The 17,428-nt window shown below is 48.5% G+C and carries 14 protein-coding genes, 1 tRNA gene and 2 pseudogenes; 10 read left to right on the top strand and 7 right to left on the bottom strand.

All coding sequences use genetic code 11. The features are described from left to right. Nucleotides 1-37: 37 nt before the first annotated feature. Together K3T82_RS12815 and K3T82_RS12820 are read right to left on the bottom strand one after the other, a co-directional pair. Nucleotides 38-2,632: a metallophosphoesterase family protein gene (locus tag K3T82_RS12815; RefSeq protein WP_220193838.1), complete on the bottom strand. Its 2,595-nt coding sequence runs from the start codon at nt 2,630-2,632 to the stop codon at nt 38-40. Between the two features lie 44 nt (nt 2,633-2,676). Next, on the bottom strand, nt 2,677-3,951 hold the full coding sequence (locus tag K3T82_RS12820) for a lactate racemase domain-containing protein (RefSeq protein WP_220193839.1): 1,275 nt from the start codon (nt 3,949-3,951) through the stop codon (nt 2,677-2,679). Nucleotides 3,952-4,274: 323 nt separating this feature from the next. On the opposite strand from K3T82_RS12820, the gene K3T82_RS12825 reads away from it, so the two are divergent. The 3 genes from K3T82_RS12825 to K3T82_RS12835 all read left to right on the top strand — a co-directional run bounded on the left by K3T82_RS12825 (nt 4,275) and on the right by K3T82_RS12835 (nt 6,236). Next, nucleotides 4,275-4,616, top strand: a complete 342-nt coding sequence (locus tag K3T82_RS12825) for a hypothetical protein (protein WP_220193840.1) — start codon at nt 4,275-4,277, stop codon at nt 4,614-4,616. Nucleotides 4,617-4,853: 237 nt separating this feature from the next. Continuing rightward, entirely contained in the window at nt 4,854-5,111 is a 258-nt protein-coding gene (locus K3T82_RS12830; RefSeq protein WP_220193841.1) for a hypothetical protein, read from the top strand. 486 nt (nt 5,112-5,597) lie between these two features. After that, nucleotides 5,598-6,236 (top strand): tyrosine-type recombinase/integrase, encoded by a 639-nt coding sequence (locus K3T82_RS12835; RefSeq protein WP_268886658.1) that lies wholly within the window; start codon nt 5,598-5,600, stop codon nt 6,234-6,236. A gap of 149 nt (nt 6,237-6,385) precedes the next feature. On the opposite strand, the gene K3T82_RS12840 is transcribed toward K3T82_RS12835, so the two are convergent. Further along, nucleotides 6,386-6,456 (bottom strand) — tRNA-Thr (locus K3T82_RS12840). A gap of 212 nt (nt 6,457-6,668) precedes the next feature. On the opposite strand from K3T82_RS12840, the gene K3T82_RS12845 reads away from it, so the two are divergent. Continuing rightward, nucleotides 6,669-7,121 (top strand): response regulator, encoded by a 453-nt coding sequence (locus tag K3T82_RS12845; protein ID WP_220193843.1) that lies wholly within the window; start codon nt 6,669-6,671, stop codon nt 7,119-7,121. Nucleotides 7,122-7,216: 95 nt separating this feature from the next. Here the strand turns inward: K3T82_RS12845 and K3T82_RS12850 are convergent, their stop codons facing one another. From K3T82_RS12850 to K3T82_RS12860, 3 genes and pseudogenes are all read right to left on the bottom strand, one after another. Next, nucleotides 7,217-8,092 carry a DUF2785 domain-containing protein gene (locus K3T82_RS12850; RefSeq protein ID WP_220193844.1) on the bottom strand — a complete coding sequence of 292 codons (876 nt, stop codon included), beginning with the start codon at nt 8,090-8,092 and terminating at the stop codon, nt 7,217-7,219. Nucleotides 8,093-8,230: 138 nt separating this feature from the next. Continuing rightward, nucleotides 8,231-9,142, bottom strand: coding sequence for an IS982 family transposase (locus K3T82_RS12855; protein ID WP_220193845.1), 912 nt, complete (start codon nt 9,140-9,142; stop codon nt 8,231-8,233). Between the two features lie 308 nt (nt 9,143-9,450). Continuing rightward, a pseudogene (locus tag K3T82_RS12860) lies at nt 9,451-10,874 on the bottom strand (amidase). Between the two features lie 194 nt (nt 10,875-11,068). On the opposite strand from K3T82_RS12860, the gene K3T82_RS12870 reads away from it, so the two are divergent. Together K3T82_RS12870 and K3T82_RS12875 are read left to right on the top strand one after the other, a co-directional pair. After that, nucleotides 11,069-11,497 carry a PPOX class F420-dependent oxidoreductase gene (locus K3T82_RS12870; RefSeq protein ID WP_220193847.1) on the top strand — a complete coding sequence of 143 codons (429 nt, stop codon included), beginning with the start codon at nt 11,069-11,071 and terminating at the stop codon, nt 11,495-11,497. A gap of 602 nt (nt 11,498-12,099) precedes the next feature. Continuing rightward, nucleotides 12,100-13,860 carry a DUF2079 domain-containing protein gene (locus K3T82_RS12875; RefSeq protein ID WP_220193848.1) on the top strand — a complete coding sequence of 587 codons (1,761 nt, stop codon included), beginning with the start codon at nt 12,100-12,102 and terminating at the stop codon, nt 13,858-13,860. 154 nt (nt 13,861-14,014) lie between these two features. Here K3T82_RS12875 and K3T82_RS12880 read toward each other — a convergent pair whose 3' ends face one another. After that, nucleotides 14,015-14,266 carry a helix-turn-helix transcriptional regulator gene (locus K3T82_RS12880; RefSeq protein ID WP_236031131.1) on the bottom strand — a complete coding sequence of 84 codons (252 nt, stop codon included), beginning with the start codon at nt 14,264-14,266 and terminating at the stop codon, nt 14,015-14,017. Nucleotides 14,267-14,715: 449 nt separating this feature from the next. Here K3T82_RS12880 and K3T82_RS49890 point away from each other — a divergent pair. The 4 genes and pseudogenes from K3T82_RS49890 to K3T82_RS12895 all read left to right on the top strand — a co-directional run. Further along, nucleotides 14,716-15,051, top strand: a pseudogene (locus K3T82_RS49890) (class I SAM-dependent methyltransferase); the annotation flags it as partial. A gap of 113 nt (nt 15,052-15,164) precedes the next feature. Continuing rightward, a complete protein-coding gene (locus K3T82_RS47685) occupies nt 15,165-15,425 on the top strand; it encodes a hypothetical protein (RefSeq protein ID WP_236031133.1) in 261 nt (86 codons plus the stop codon). A 138-nt stretch (nt 15,426-15,563) separates the two neighbouring features. After that, nucleotides 15,564-16,280, top strand: coding sequence for an alanyl-tRNA editing protein (locus tag K3T82_RS12890; RefSeq protein WP_220193850.1), 717 nt, complete (start codon nt 15,564-15,566; stop codon nt 16,278-16,280). A 307-nt stretch (nt 16,281-16,587) separates the two neighbouring features. Then, complete coding sequence (locus tag K3T82_RS12895) at nt 16,588-17,103, top strand: RrF2 family transcriptional regulator (protein WP_420799265.1); 516 nt, start codon at nt 16,588-16,590, stop codon at nt 17,101-17,103. The last annotated feature ends 325 nt before the right edge of the window (nt 17,104-17,428 follow it).

Consider the following 17,428-nt stretch of genomic DNA (forward strand, 5'->3'; position numbering starts at 1 on the left):
AGAGATCATCAACCTTGGTCTCCCACCTCTTCTTTTCTTATGGCAACGGAGGCTCATTTGTCGTCATTGGTAACTCTAGAGACGCCTGGTAATCGGCATTCTGGAGTATGTATTCCTTGCCGGTGCTTTCTTGCTTCCACCACCAGAGACGCTGCCTGACCTCATGTTGCTGCTCTCCATTTACCTCCATATTCTCAAAGTTGATCTCACCAATATTGTTGTATCCAACAATGAGCGATCCTGCCTTCCACTTATTTAACCATTCTCGATTACGTAGTAGTGTGTTTATAATTTTCCCGCGACGTTTCTCTAGCGCTTGCTCAATCTCCTCACTCTCTTGGATAACCTCGTTTGTGATCGCATGCAAAGGGCGTGTCAGCAGCACACGGGTATCTTGGGCCTCTATGTTATATTGCCGTATAATTCCACGACGTATACGACGTACAATGCTTTCAAGTAACCACACTGTTCGTAACGCGAGGCGTTGAGGTTGTTGTAGCGCATGGTAGGCTCTAATGAGTAGGCCACGCTTGCGCTGCTTGACCTCTGGGGAGAGCGTATTCCGCAGGTAGTGGATACGATAACTTCGGTCTGGTGGGAAGGCATCGAAGGTCCCTGAGAACCAGCCATGCGCTGGGAGGATGATCTCTCTATTCGAGCGCTGAGCTGCTGCTAGACGTGGAATAGACCACCAGAAGCGTAAAAGGCGCTTACGAATACTGCTCAGAATATAATTGGGTATGAGATTGTTGCCTGGAAGAATATCCCAGGCAAAGAAGCTCATGGAAGGATTTCTTCCACGACGAAGCAATTGAAGCAAACGTGGATACCCTACAGCCAGAGCTGCCATATGCTCACCCGCTCCCTCGTTACAAAGCGGACTGGCAGTAAAGTTGACAATCTTCGCGGTCTTGCCAGTGTGCCGGTCCCAATACTCCATATAGGAACCAAAGGCATAATGAACATCTCCAGTTAGAATTACGACTTGCCTGAGCTTACTTATCGTTTTCAAGAAGCGTTGAAATGCTCCCCACTCAAGGCCCCACGCCTCACGATCAAAAGCATAATTGTCATGGATTCGCAGGCGGCTCCAGAATTGAATAGCTTCTATGAAGTCAACACCAAGTACCGGGGCTGCTGAGACAAGGATAGTGACTTCGGATTGCGCCTGTGTGTAAGGCGCAATTTGCTTACGCAGAGCTTTTTCTGAGAGGAGGCCAGGGAATTCTTCGGGTTTATTGTAATGGCGCTGGGTTCGCGTATCCAGGACGATGACTTGATAGCAAGGAGCCTGATAGGTGTAATGCCAGTGTAAGGCGCGCTCAGAGCGCTCTAGCTCACCCTGCCCATCGAAAGGAAGCGGCATACCAATCAATTCATCGATTAAGTGTTCCGTATGCGTTCCATGCTCTCCCCGCCAACTGTCCAGAGCAGCCAGTAGAAGGCGACCTGACGCTTGCTCGAATTGCTCAGGATCATTACCCCATCCCTGAAAGAGGGTGTATGCAAGTAGGCCATTACGCACGACACGGTAGCCGAGTTGGCTACTCAACACATTTTTACACCAGGCTCCATCGAGGAACCAGTCGTCGGTAATATCGTGGTCATCACAAATCATATAGGTTGCGATATTCGCCAGTGCTCGCCGCGCATGCGGTAAGTGCGCGCGAAAGCTCGCCAGTTGGGTGTTCCACTCCTGATAGTATTGATCTTCGTGATCTTGTTGCGCGAAAGTCGCAGGCTTACTCGTTGGATAACGGTGCCAGACCTCTTCGCATCCAGGGAGATCTGAGGACCAGAGTTGATCTGACCAACTAAACAAATACATAGCGGCGTATTCAGCTAGTGAGAGTATGTGGCTGGAAGGCGTCTTGGTCGTGAACATCGCTTGTTGGTGAACGATATCACGCCGTAGACCTGGAGCGTAATGTGAGGCTGGTTGGTAAACGCCCGGTAACAATTCTTCGTTGTCTCCGAGGAGTGCTTGCCCGGCATCTATAAGCGCAAAGAGCATAGGTGGTGTCACATCGTCAGCATAGATTTGATCGCCGGTAAGAAAGAGTTGTTGAGGCCGTTTTACCGCTGCGTTCTGCCCTTCAAGCGCCGCCTTTTCTAAGAGTAGATCGAGGGCAGCCAGCATTTCTTGTCCCGTCCCATGTGTTTTGCGGCATGAGCCATGAAAGACCCTTGTGTCTTCCAGCATTTCGGCTGGGAGAACGAAACCTGGAAAGGGATGACCAGGATAGGCAAGCGAGGATAGCGTATCATCTGGCTCATGTTGCAGAATGCCTGGTGTATGGAGATCACCTTGCGGGTTACCCTCAACAGTTTGAAATGAGAGATTGTAATAATAGGATGACCCCCAATTCAGGTGCTCTTGAGTGGATTGCGCACGCGCGGTAACTGCTACGATATGCAGGTTTTCTCCCAGACGAACCGTCTTGTGTATGCCTTGAAATTGCTCTTGCATCTGGTCTTGATTGGAGCCTTCGAGAATATGAAGAGTGACCAGACAAGCTTCTTTGAGGGCTAACCAAACAGTGATTGATCCCGGTTCCGTCCGGCGCAAAATAGGTCCAGCAAGAATCAGTGGTAGATCTTGAATACGGTTGGTCAATGATGTCCAGGGCATACGCGGAACTTTCTTTCCTCCTGACGGTGAATAGTGAAATGTTGTTATTTGACTGCTTGTTTGATTTCGGGGCTGTAGTAGAGCATTTCACCTGCGTGCCGTACCAGGAGTAAGCCCTCGTCTTCGCGTCCTTCCCATTCATCTGGATTGATAGTTCGGTAGTCGAGATATCCCAGGTTGATTTTGCGACAACGCTCTTCAGAGATTGATGTCGCGAGGGTTACCTGGATGCGTGGCTGTTCGATATCTGTCGCGCTATCATATGTCCCTGTCCCTTTTACATGAGTACTATGGGCTAGAATTGAGCCAGGCACATTTTTGAAGCGCTCCCATTGTTTGAGAAAGTAGTCTTTGACGTGGTAGCCTACTTCATCGATGAGCGCTCCATGTGTGTAGGAAACTTCGCTGATATGGGGAGCATAGATGATAACTTCACCGCCATCAACAATCGCCGCTTCCGTTTTGTACATGGCTTTTGCGGCTGTCCAGAGGTCATCATAGCGTGTCGAAGGCATAGAAAGAATACGCTTGAAAGGGTGCTTTACTGGAAGCACGTTGAGGCGACCTGATAGGTCTGCGGCGTGGTTATATGCGTCAATATAGTCGCCGGTGTAGAGCCCATGCAGATGCTCTCCTTGCATCACCAGAGCCAGACAAAGCAATGGGCGATCCACAAATTCCGCAGCCCGATGAATGACCCGCCGCACAAGGGTATCCTTTGTGCCAATGGTTAGAGTACTTGTCAGGCGTGCGCCTAGCCAGTGCGTAAAGTTGATAATGTCGGCACCCGCGATTCCTGGGAAAAGATATTTTGCCCCCCCTGAGAATCCAACTACTTCATGGGGAAAGACTGGACCACAGATGACTAGCTGATCATATTCAAAGATCATACCATTAAGTCGGACGGGTACCTCCTCGGCAAGAAGTCCTTCAGTAAGTTGTGCGGCTTCCTCGCGAGTGATAACACCAATGGTCTTCAACACGCCTGGTTCAGACCAGTGGTGGTTGTAAATCGAAACGTTGGGGTAGTGTTCCTGGCGTTCATGTGCGTCAACGCCTACGAGTTTCGCGATGGCTTCCTCTGACATAGGAGGGTGTGTGCCCAGTGCGATCAAATAGTCCAGGCGTGCCACCTTATGACCGAGAAGGTTATATAGCTCCCGGAACATTAAGGGAATGGGAGCTGTACGTGTGCTATCTGGAATGATGACCAGGACGCGTTTACCGTCGAGTGCGCTTTCCTGAAAGGTCTGTACCAGAATCTGGCGCATCTCATCTTCTTTGAGTGCTTGCTGTAAATAGCCTATGCCTATACCCATTGTCTCGCAGTCCTCTCTAACTTCTGTGTAATGCAGATTAAAAGCATCACAAGAAGCATCTTGTAAATCCCTCTTCGAGATTACAAATGTCTCTTGCATTGTATCATGCGTTGATGGAAGAGGCTTGCTGGTATTGAGCAAAAAGCTCTAGTTCCATTATTGGAATGGTTAAGATTAGATGCCAGAAATTCCGTAATAAGAAGCCGTTTGAGTGGTTTTTGCGAAATATACACTTGGTGCCGAAACCATAGTTATCTCTTTTCCTTGCTGCAGTAACTCCCCTGGCTCCTGTCGCGTTCGTCGAGGTTGACTATACACCAGAATTGCTCATTGCATCGGCCCCCTTGCTGCTTCGCAAACATGAGGAGTACGACGAAAGTTGTAAAGTCGGTTTTGAGACGTTTTTTGATGGTCTCTGGAAGTTTCATCCAGACGGAACAAGCACCCAGCGTCAAGAGCCCTATACCTATGTTGAGGCCATAACAGAAGTCGCTGAGAACTTGACCCCAGATGGCTTAGAGCAACCTCCATTCGCCTTTGGCGTTGGTTTTACTCTTGGTTGGTTATCGGCTCTTGCCCTCTCTGATCGGGAACTTGCACACCAGGGGCTAGAAATCACGCGCCTGCAGGTTTCTCAGCGTCTCAAAGAAATGTGTGGTAGGTAGGCGTGCGCGAGCCTTTGAGCGAGTCTTTGGTAGCGTTAGGTAAGCTCTGGACATGTAGGCGAACGATTGCGTGTCTCAGCGCGGCGGCCCAATCCGTCGCTTTGTGGTACATGCACAACGGGCATATGTCACGTTATTCGTAGGGTGCGCCACATCTTTTTGTATAGAGGGGAAATGTTAGGGCTATCTATGGGGAGATGTTGAAGGGCTACGACGAAGAGGAGGTGCTCAGGACTCGTGCGAACACGGGTCCTGAGTCCTCACTCCTTACTTCACCATCGTCTTGCTGTGCTGCTCTGGCAGGCCTGGGCGGCCCGCCCTCACGACTCCGCTTTCGGGACACCCAGCTCGTCGAGCCCCTGGTCGAACTTGTTGTTCGCCGCGTCGACCCGCTTCTTGTACTCCGTGGGGGAGATTGCCCCCTCACTTAGTAGCCGGAGTAGCCCGTTGATCGCCGCCCTGCGCTTGGTGTCCAGATTGTTGATTGCCGCTTGACTCGGGTCGGTGGTCACAGGAACTCCCTCCAGAGTTCGTTGACGTTGTGAAGCTGTCGCTCTCCTCCGTCTACAACCGCAAAGGAGCCAGAGCGAGATTTACATGATAATTAAATATATCCTAAAAGGAGCAAGAAGGCAAACAAGAGGGACCTTGTGTTCATCTTTTCTAAGCGTTGCAAAAAGTTGTGGAGCACCCTTATTCGTAGAATGTCACGAAATTGTCCAACCTACATATCAAGTAAGCCCCCAACGAGCACACGCAACCCACACACCAATCGTTGGTCTCTGTGGCTTTTCTCATACCTTTGAGGAGCATATCCAGGAGCTTGAAGCGTTGCGCAATCAGATGCAGGAGTACAACGATGATTTTGAAGACGCTATGTAGCAGGCGAGGGGGACGGGTAAGTAACACCCCCCCTCTGTGTGCCGAAAAGTGCCCTTAAATTGACTTTACCTGGAAAACCCCAGGGTTGGGCGCTACGTCATCAAAACTTTTAGCCCTGAGCAAATCAATGCTATGCCGGCCTGCTGCAACCCTGATACCTCGATGGGTTTTAGAGATTATGTGATTATTCTCTTGCTCCTGGATACAGGCATTCGTGTTGGAGAGCTATGTGGGCTAACCCTGGATACCGTGTTTCTCTCCATTGCCGATCAGGTATTTGTTAAGGTGCTGGGCAAGGGACGCCATCAAAGGGAGGTCGGCCTGATCTCAGAAGTTGCGCAGCAGCTCTGGAAGTATGTTAATGTGCATCGCCATCCAAGAGATCAGGATGTAAAGGCTGTTTTCCTGAGTCGGAACGGAGAGCCGCTAACCATAAATGGTATCCAGCAACTTGTACAAGAGGCTGGAAAGCGTGCCAACATTAAGGGCGCGCGGGTGTCGCCCCACACGTTCCGGCATACCTTCGCCCGTATGTTTCTAGAGAATGGAGGCGATGTCTACAAGTTGTCTGTTCTTCTGGGCCATAGTAGCGTGGTTGTCATTGAGAACTACCTGAAGGACTTTGAAAGTAGATCAGCTAGGCGCGTACAGTCGAAACATTCACCTATTGCTCATCTCAAGTTGGGAAGACCAAAAGGCAATTTTAAGAAGAGTAGTACAGATATGCTTGACGAGTGATCCTATACCAGAAGTTATTGTTTTGAAAAGTGGCGTTTCCCATCAGAAGGCATGTGAAAAATAGGCCGTTTTGAGTGATTTTCTGTCTGTGGTGGGAAAGTGCTTGAAGCGGCTTTTCATGTGGAGTGAGGGGAAGAGGGCATGACAAAAGCCGACGAAGGGACTCGAACCCCGGCCAGCTGTTTACAAAACAGCTGCTCTACCACTGAGCTACGTCGGCTTACTGCAAGAAATTATACAGGGATCCGCTTCTCTTGTCAAGCAAGAATTGCTGGATATTTTCAAATGGCCTTTATCTCGCTTTTCAGAAGGAATAATTCCGGGGCATTTTCGTTTGGGGCGAAACTAAAAGCGGCTTTTTGTCGTGTTCTAAGTGTTCTACAAGATGCATGAGCTTGGTTTGGGTGTATTGATGAAGTAAGGAGGGTATGTATGCAGTTTATCGCCAGTTCTATTGAAAATACGTTTTGGTATCAGGAACCTGTGACCGAAGAGCTGATGGCAACATATCCCCAGATGTCCAGGGATAAAACTATCCTTATTGTGGAAGATGATGATCAGATAGGGACTATTCTGGTGGAAACACTAAAGCAAGAGACTCAGTATTACCCTATTCTTGTCAGTGACGCCTGGCAGGCTTTGGAAGCTGTTCATAATACCAGGCCGTGTTTGTTGATTACTGATTATTGCCTGCCGTCTATGAATGGGCTGGAATTGCATGATCGTCTCTCTGCCGAGCAGGCATATGCTAACATTCCTACGATTCTGATGAGCGCCTTTTTGCCGCCAGCACAGGAGATTCGCCAGCGGAATCTTGTTGCCATTAGTAAACCTTTTGAGTTGGATGAGTTCTTAGATAAGATAGACCTGTTATTAGCATGCTAAAAAATCTCCCACATAGGCGATGCCTCCCGTTAAAATGGAAATGTTAAAGCCTGCCTGTAACTTTAATGGAACAAGGCAGGCTTTACTATTTTGTGCTAGAAATTATCTTCAATGTCTGCAAAAGGCGCATCTTGTTGTTTGAGGATGGTTGCGATAGCATCCATGAGAGGGACGGCAATGCTATCCCACAAAAGCAGGAAGTAGAGGCTACGAAGGAAGTTCTTAACATTTGTCGCTCTGCGCCAGGAGCGAATATCTGCTCCACGCTGTACTGAACATGCTTGTAGCCAGTTTTTTATGAATTCTGTATCTACCTGTTTGCCCAGAATGATGTGATAGGCGACCGTTGCTAGACGCACATCCTCTTCCGAGAAGAGGGGAGCTGAATTTTTAATCAACTGACTGAGAAGGACAAGTACGTCTTTACGATTCTCTCCAGTTGTATGCGGATGCTGAGCATAGATATCGAGCGCGTCAGCAAGGTGGGCCATACTATGTGACCAACCTTTACCCTCGATATAGCCGCGCCAGTCTTTTTCTTCTTGTGCGTAACGTGTCAGGGCTTGCTTGACCTGTTGAATGTGTTGCTTGGAAAGCGTTGGCTTTGAGGCATCGGTATAAAGTATAGCCGCGATAATCAGGTTGGAGAAGCTACGCATAAAGACTGTATCATTGCCTGCTTCTCCTATGTGATAGAAGAGATGTTTATCGCTAAGTACCTGACCAAGGAGTTGCTCAAGCTGCTCTCCAGTGAGTTTATTCTGCTCGAGAATTCCACGCGCCAGAATCATATAACTAAATTCATCGCGCAACTCTTCATCAGACGAACCCAGTTGCTTGAGTAAAGCCTGCGCAAATTCAAAGCTGTCAATAGCTTTGGGAATAACATAGTCGTTATTTACGATAGAACGTAGAAGTTGTTTATCATCTGCCAGATCTTCGGGGTTGTTTATGCTGTTTGTTGCTTCCATCGAAATTCCTGTTCTAGTGCCAGTGAAAAACAAATGCGTCCATGTTCCCATAACTCTCAGGCTGCGTGTCTTTGCCTGGGTAAAACATATGCTTGGATGTTTGCCTTTAGGGATACATGTACGCTTTGTGCTAATGGTTTAGACAGCCAGATCAGCTAATTGGAGGGCAGGCCTCCCTAAAAGGACGTTGACCATCATCGCAGCACTCTGTGCAGTGACCTTCGTTGCAATCCGGGTGATCAGCCCCCAGAGGCTTTTGGCAGAGTGTCTGGAGAGATGCATTTGTTCTTGTAACTGAGCATTGACGGTTTCACAGATCAAGCGTAACCGGTTGAGCTGCTTTTGGTCAGCCTCTGCCCGTTTTGCCGTCTGGTTGTTTTTTGCAGGAGACAACAAAACAAGGGAACGATGCTGTTCAAGATACCTCTCAAGAGCGGCATCATTGTAGGCTCCATCTCCCAACAATCGCTGGAGGTGATGAGGAAACGAGTCCAGCACATCGACGACTGGCTGATTATCGTAGAGGCTGGCTTTGGTGAGCACAAAGCCGAGAATGAGACCAGTGAGGCTCACGACGGTATGCAATTTGAAGCCAAAGTACTTCATGGCTTTGCTGCTACAAATCCCATAATCGGCATGACCAACAAAATCGCTTGCTCGTTTGCTGCGTTTGTAGCTCACGCAGGGAACAGGAGCTGAGTCAATGGCAGCCGTCTCTTCCAACAAGAGGCCCTCTTGCACCAGTTGCAAGCTTGAACGGATGGCGAGAATCACTGACCAGAGCGCACGCTTGCGACGATTGTAGCGGCTACGTTCGTTGAGTCCAGGAAAGAAGACTCGCAGCGTTGCTTGATACAGTCGGAAGAAGTGGTCCTCTCGTGGTTCGCCAATGAGTTCCTGATAGAGCGCGATGGTCACCAACTCGCTATCGGAGAGATGTGGCGCTCTTCCAGGCCGCTGTAAGGCTTCTTGGATCACGGTTGACCCTTTCATTGTATCGTCAACTATGGTAAAAAGGGTGGTGAGAACTGTTGCTTTGTCAAGCATCATAGGTACGCTCCTTGGTTGTTTTTGCTTACAAACCAAAGCGTACTACAGTTCTCTTTCTTTTTCAGCCTTTAGCACAAAGCGTATGTATATATCTCTTCAAGCTAGCTTGCCTGCTCCCAGGTCTTTATATGCATTATAAAACTCCGGACCATAAATTTCACTCAATGAAAATTGATCGACCTGAATATGGAAAGCAAGTACCTCCTTAACTCACGCGATGTCTTGCTCTTATTTGAATATCGCAATAATCTCCTTGAAGAGTACAACAGGCTCTATATGCGTTTTGTTTCTCACCATGAAGACGTGCTTTAAGGCAGGTCTCTCCGGTGCCAGTCCGTAAGCTGTTGATAGGCGTGAGCGATGCGCAATATGGTTGCCTCTTCAAAGGGTTTACCCGCGACCTGTAAACCGATGGGAAGACCTTCAGAACTGAAGCCACATGGGAACGAAACGGCGGGCAGCCCCGTGAGATTAAAAGGCATCGTCAGGCGAAGCAAGGCATCAGTCGCATTTTCACCAATGCCATCAATTTCGATATCCTTTCCAGCTTGATCGGCCCGTGGTGCTGGAATAGGGATGGTTGGTAACACCAAGGCATCAATCTCTCGTAAGAGCGAGCGAAAACTCCCGGCAAGAGCTCGGCGCTCTTGTTGGGCTCGTAAATAGTCGATGGCGTGAATTTGTGAGCCTTCTTCTATGCGCGTACGTACCAGATCAGTATAGAGATCCTTTTTCTCGGGATACCACCCCTGCTGATTATGCGTGAGCGAAGCCTCAGGTTTCTGAACGGTGCGATAGAGTGCCATGGTTGGTCGCTGCAATTCAACATCGATGAGCTTGGCCCCTTCTTCCTCAAAAACTCGTAGCGCGGCCTTCCATGCCGCACGTACTTCCGGATGGAGAGGTGTCACATATGATTCCTGGGGAACTCCCAGCTTGAGACCTTGGAGTGAGAGGGGGCTACGTCCTTCTGGCCCAGCGATTAAAGCGCTTGTGTTGGTAGAACCTCCAGGTGTTATCGAGGGGCCGGAAACACTGTTGGGATCGCGTGGATCATATTTGGCGATAGCATCAAATATGATGGCACAGTCCTCGGCGCTTCGTCCCATCGGACCAACATGATCTAGTGACCAGCTAAGTGGAACAACGCCATAGCAACTCACGCGCCCATAGGTTGGCTTCAAACCTGTGATGCCACAGCAGGCCGAGGGCACTCGAATAGAGCCACCTGTATCAGTCCCAATTGCTCCCAGACTCATCCCTGTTGCAACGGCTGCTGCCGAGCCGCCACTGGACCCCCCTGTCGTATGCTCACGTTTCCAGGGATTGCGTGTAGGGGGGAGTAGGGACCGTAGGCAAATTCATAGGTCCAGGATTTGCCCACCATGATAGCTCCACTTCGGCGCAACTGTTCAACTACTGTAGCATCTATTTCAGACGTATGGTTAGCCAGAACCTTCGATCCTGCTGTCGTGGGAATACCTTTGACCGCTATGAGATCTTTAATAGCAAGAGGAATTCCATGTAGAGTCCCTCGATAGAGCCCTGTTCTCATCTCCCTTTCCGCCTGCTCGGCTGCATGCAAGGCCTCTTCGCGCATAAGGGTGATAAAGGCTTGCGTCTCATGTTCTTGCTGGTCTATGTGTTCAAATATCTCGGTTACGAGTTCGGTTGGCGTGATTATGCCTGAGCGGAGTTCTTCAGCGGTCTCGCGGATAGAGGTATATGGCATAAGAGCGATATTTCCTTTGTTTCTTTCGTCTAAATAGTTTGTCTTCTGGAAGTCTGCGCATTTTATCCATAATTGTAGCAGGTTTTTCTAGATAGAGGGATAGGTTATCCAACAGAATAGTGGAGTATAGTAAAGATAAGGGATGAGTAAATCTTGTTTGTTATTCGATTGTATAGGGAAAGGTTACAAGCGCTATGAAAACAAAGAATATTACACCTCAGGTCCGCTCATTCTTGCTGGATGGCACGCGCACAGGCAAAATTGCTACTGTCCGCTCTGATCACAGGCCCCACGTAGTTCCTGTCTGGTTTAACCTGGATGGTGATGAGATCGTTTTTACCACAGGGAAAGATTCGCTTAAGGCCAAAAACCTCCGTCGCGATGGTCTCGTTGCTATGTGTGTAGATGACGAGCACCCTCCATATGCATATGTTGAGATTGAGGGCAATGTCTCGTTTAGTGAAGATTCCAAAGAATTGCTTATCTGGGCAACCAGGATTGGTGGGCGATATATGGGTCAGGAGCATGCCAGGGATTATGGTCAGCGCAACAGCGCTCCAGGAGAAGTTGTGGTTCGTATCCATCCGCAAAAAGTGCTTTTTGAAGAGAAGGTTGCTGAATAGATGTGCTTCTAAACTCATTAATGTATTGCGTTTATGTAGTTATGAATGCAGGATTTAATTCTTAAGTTGTAAGAAGAAATATATTGTGGTATTATCGTCGTTGGGATACTAGCTGAAGATATATCACACCATCACCTGCATGGATTTCTCTAACATTAGTCACGACTTGGCGTCTGTGTAGTAGTAGAGAGAGGTTTTATGGACTCCAGTGAGGGCTGGGAAGGATACAAATCTGGCATACCCTGGCGCAAGAGGTGTCTCGCTACGCATATGTACTCCAATTAGTGTATTGCTTGCTTTTTTAAAAGCCCTTTGTTATAGTGAAAAATATTGATGAATTCGTAGCAAAAGAATATGACTTGCTGCAAATGGCTTCGCTGGGGCGAGTACATAAATTGATCTAGTTATGTTTGCTAGAGCTGCCAGAGGACCCGCATGTAATGTTTCCCTCTCAATCAAACAATGGCAGAAGCCTTTTTCGATGGTGTATGTGTGGTTACAATGATGTATCTATGCGCTGCAATGTATGAAGCTCCTGATCAAACCAACGCAAGGCCCTGAAAATTGTAGCAGTGTCACAGTTGCAGTATTGATGTGTACCTATGAATAAACTTGTAAAACTGACAAAGTTGACCTGGCAGAAAGGGGTTTATACCAAGCCCCAACCCCTTCCACGAAATCGCTCTTTCTGGATTGCGCTGGGGGTAGTCTCTCTGCTTGTTCTGGCATATTGCGTCTATTTTTGTATCCTGTTGACAACCAAGCAAGATGCATTTAAGACCAATGGTGAAGACATGGGGATCATGGACCAGGCTATCTGGAGCTTCCTTCATGGGTCAATGTTTCACCAAACAATCTGTAATTCGTTGACAGATACTAACTGCTATGGCTTAGATGGTGTCAATCGTTTCGCAATCCATTACGAGCCTATTCTCTTCCCCATCTCGCTGCTCTATTTGATCTGGCCTGACCCCAAAGCTCTGTTGATTTTCCAGGTGCTCGTCGTCGCAAGTGGTGCTTTCCCAGCCTTCTTGCTGGCTCGTCTGCGCTTGCGGAATTCCTGGGCCGGCATTCCATTTGCCTTTCTTTTCTTGTTGTATCCTGCGCAACAGTATGCTGTCAATTTTGACTTCCATCCTGTGACGTTGACAGCAGCCCTGCTGCTCTTCGTGCTTTATTTTACCTATACGCGCAGGACAGTCTGGCTCTTTGTGTTTGCTATCTTAAGTCTGGCATGTAAAGAGGAACTGGCTGGAATTATTGCCATGGTTGGTCTCTGGACTCTCGTATTTCAGGGGCGTTGGCGGGTTGGCCTGGGTCTGATAGTGGTGGCCCTGGCCTGGATGGGCGTTGGGCTTCTCATTGTTCACTACGCAAGCCCGGTTGGCAAATCAATGCTAGCTTCGCGTTACTCGTATCTGGGTAACGGACCAGTGGATATGGCACTGAATGTTCTTCTCCATCCAAGGAGTATCATCAAGGATCATATCTTTGAACCTTCGCATTTTGCCTATATTCGGCGACTGCTCACGCCTTCGGGAGGACTACCTCTTCTCGCACCCTGGATACTAGTGATAGCGGCACCGACACTAGCGCTTAATCTGTTCAGTAATACGCCGAATATGTATAGCGGCCATTTCCAGTATAGCGCTGAGATTGTGCCTATTCTGGTTTTCTCCGCCATTGAGGGGGTAGTGGTGCTTATGTGGGTGCTTCGCTGGGCTCTTCGCCGCTTGAAGATTGAGCGCGATGAGGTTCAGCCAGAACTCGCAACGAAATCTCAGCCGCTGGCTACATCCAAACCCTCCCTCTCTCTTTCGTTGCTGCTTCGTGTCGGCGCACTTACCTTGCTTCTTTGCTACATTGTCGCTTGCGTTTCGATCAGTACCAGGAAGTACGATACCTATAGCGCGATGTTCTATACAAATGGCTTTATTTGGCCTTCGGTCACATCCCACAATAAATTGGCGTCGCGCTTCCTGGATCAGATTCCTGCTGATGCTTCGGTCTCCACTCAAACCTCGCTGATACCTCATCTCAGCCAGCGCAAGAATGTATATCTCTTCCCATATGCCATTGGGCATGCTGATTACATTCTGCTTGACGCGACTGGGTATCGCTATCCTTTCAAGGGATATGATGCCTATGCCGCGACGGTGCAGTCAACCTTGCAAGGCGGTAACTATGGCCTGGTCGATTTGGAGGATGGTTTCATTCTAATGAAGCGGGGCGCCCCAGTAAAGGATTTTACACCGGCTCTAAAAATGATTGAGAAGTATGCGCCTCCACCACTAACGCCTACTCCTCCTGAACAAACGCCTCCCTCAAATACAGGTTTGATTAGGCAATCATCCTCACAGTGAGATAACGTATTAGTGAGATAACGTATTAAGGAGAGAGGCTGACCACTCGCATCACTTGGTGTGGGGATCAGCCTCTCTCTATTTCATTAGAGCCGCATATTCCTTTTGAGTTCACGGTTCATGTTCAGACTTCCAAAATGTCCTTATGAGGCGCTCACATTCTCTGACCATAACGCTCTTCTGAGAGTGGCTTGAAAGGGGCGCGTGAGAAGACGGCTTCAATGGGCAGACCGAAGTACTCGCTGATGCGGAAGGCTAATTCAAGGCCGGGGTTATAATCTCCGCGTTCGATATATCCTATGGTTTGGTAATTGATGCCTAATGCTTGTGCTAGCTCCATGCGTGAGATATCACGTTCAGCTCGGAGGGTAGGGATGCGATTGTAAATGGTTGGCTCTTTCTCCATGTGCTGCTGCCTCGCTTTCTCCGACAGTGCTGTTGTGTAAATTATATGTATCGTTGTAATAATACAACATATATCAAGCTTTATGGCTGCAAAGTCTCTGTCGGGAGAGGAATTTTGCTCGCATTCTTGTTTCTATTGCTGACTTTATGTTAAGCTCTACTGGGCCTATGAACTCATTTATATATAGGCTTGTTTAGATGTAGTGAGTGTGGGTTGTAAGTTAGTAAGCAATGGTGCGTATCAAATAGTTTTCTCCTCGAAAAACTGAGCGCTAACCGTGACGTCCATGCAGGGGCGCGGCAGCACGTGAGTTTTCGCAGAAGATCTTAGCAAACGAGGTTTCTAAACGTATGCCTTACGAGATGGGCGAATATTACGAACGAGTCGACGATTACGATCTGGAATATCAGGGTCAGTCAGAGCAGGATGTGCCTTTCTGGCAGGAATTAATGGTGCGCTATATCCCCCAGCGTGTACTGGAACTGGCATGCGGTAGCGGGCGCATCGGCCTGGAATTACTCAATGTATCAGGTGCCTTTCAGCTAGATGGTCTGGATCTAGAGCCTGGGATGTTGAAGGTGTACGAGCGCAAGCTCTCAGCACTCCCAGATGAGAAGCGGCAACGGGTGACATTGTTTGAAGGCGATATGTGCTCCTACGATCTACCCACAAAGGGTACATATGATCTGATTTTCCTCCCTTTTAATTCCATATGTCATCTCTATGAAATTGAACAGCAATTTGAAGCGTTCAAAGCCACTATGGATCACCTGGCTCCTGGTGGACGCTTTGTTGTTGATGTCTTCTTGCCGGATATTGATTATTTAAGCAATGCCCTGAATCGCCCTTCTACAGTTTACCTGGAGGATGAGATTGAATCTCCCGAGGGGATTTTACTATGCTACTCTATACTACGCGTAAATACGATGCTATTGAGCAGTTGCAGCATATTACCTGGACTCATGAGAAGTTTTTCGAGACAGGCGAGAATGAGCGCTACCTGTCTCGTCTGGATATGCATGCCTTCTTCCCACGTGAGTTACAGCTTCTCTTCCTGGCGAGTGGCTTTAGTATCGAGGCTATCTATGGAGGCTATGATTGGAAGCCCTTTGGCAAAGGGACACGTCAGATTGTAGTTGGTCGCAAACCTCGCGCTTAATAGCCTGGCCTATCACCTCGCTCTGATTATCTTCGGCTATAATAAGATGCATCAAGTAGAGTTAGATGTGTGTTGAAGAATATCCAGGCTACATCGTTTTAAGTAGACTGGCATCCTCATATTAGCAAGGAGTAGATCATGGAGACGCAGGCACTCTATCATACCGATGCTTATATCAAGGAGTTTGATGCCACAGTGGTGGCTATAGACGGTAACGCGGTCGCGTTGGATACAACCGCCTTTTATCCTGGAGGTGGCGGTCAACCATGCGATATGGGCACAATTACTTTGGGCGCCCGGTCCTGGTTGGTGACGAAGGTATCAAAGGATGAACGCTACATCTGGCATTTGCTTGAAGGGGATGCGCCAGTTGTTGGAAGTGTGGTGCATGGTGTGCTGGATTGGGAACGACGTTATGCATTGATGCGCACACATACGGCTATGCATATTCTCTGTGGTGTTGTATGGCGTGATTATGGTGCGAAGGTCACAGGCGGAAATATGGAGCCGTTGCGTGGGCGTATGGATTTTGAGTTTGAAAACCTACGTGCGGAACTCGTCCAGGAAATCGAAGCACGAATCAATGCTGAGATTGCCGAGGCGCGTTCCACGCGAGTCTATTTTCTTTCCCGTGCCGAGGCCGATCAGAATCCTGATCTGATTCGTACCAAGGTCAGTCTGCTGCCTGCCGCAATGACGACAGTACGTATCTTTGAGATAGAGGGGTTGGATATCCAGGCTGATGGTGGCACTCATGTCGCTAATACGCGTGAGGTTGAGCGCATCCGCGTGGTCAATTATAAGAGCAAAGGGAAGATTAATAAACGGCTAGAGATTGCCGTTGAATCTCGCTAAATATTGGATGCGAAATTTTCTAACTTGCCTGTCATTATCCGCTCTGCAGACCTGCGGGTAAGGGATATATGGATGGGAAGTAAAGAGACTACTTCCCATCCATATATCCCTTGTCTTTCAATATACAGGCACTAATGTGCCTTTAACAAGGGGGATTTCCTGAATGTTGGAATGTCCTACCAGGTGTATCTCCCCCTGTTGACGTATGCTGGCCCAGGTGCTAGAATATTTCCTAGTGATTAGGTCGGATTAATTTCGTGTAGTGCTGAAGCAGAGGGTAAGAGCATAGAGAAAGGGAGAGACCACAATGTTGCGGGTATCTACAAAAGGCGAGTATGGTGTACGCATTATGGTCGATCTGGCTCGTCATTATGGTGGCCGCCCCCGTTCACTAACCGACATTTCGCAGGCTGAGAACTTGCCGCTGGCGTATTTAGAGCAACTCGTCAAACTCTTGCGTGATGCAGACCCGCCGCTGGTAGCCAGTACGAGAGGTGCTCATGGCGGTTACCGTCTCAGTCGCAATCCTGCTGAGATTACCATGGGAGAAGTTGTACGCGTACTTGAGGGACCGATCTCGCCTATGATCTGCGCGACTGAAGGTGAGATGAGTCAGGTGTGCGGTTTCATGGATTCGTGTAAGACCAAGTATCTCTGGGCGAAAGTTCGGGATGCCGTGGCCCAGACGCTGGATTCGATTACTCTGGAGGAGTTAGTTGCTCATACAGAGAATTCTCAGCAGGTGGGACAATTTATCGCGCTCTCCGATATCCATGTTGGTCTTAACGCAGATGTCTCAGCTGCCGCGCTTACAACGGAATAATGTTTTAAGACACAAGCGGCGGCTAGCGCGAATTTCTTAGATGGTTCCTGGCACTAATGTGCCAGTCACTCTGGCATTGCGGATTTTATAACGTGTCTGGGTTTCCAAATAAGGAGCGCGTTGTTATTCAGGGCTCATCGCGGCCATTTGCTCTGCCAGTATTTATGCCGATAGTTATCAAAGTAGCCGGGATATGGCTTCATGGAGCGGTATCCAAACTTTGTGGCTGTATAGATAGTAAACCTACGAAGAGATAAAGCGGATCATTTGAAAATTATCATGTGGACAGTGATGCGCTCTTTCGACTATAGTTTGAGGAAGGTAT

The sequence above is a fragment of the Ktedonospora formicarum genome (assembly GCF_016587355.1).
GTDB classification, from domain to species: domain Bacteria; phylum Chloroflexota; class Ktedonobacteria; order Ktedonobacterales; family Ktedonobacteraceae; genus Ktedonobacter; species Ktedonobacter formicarum.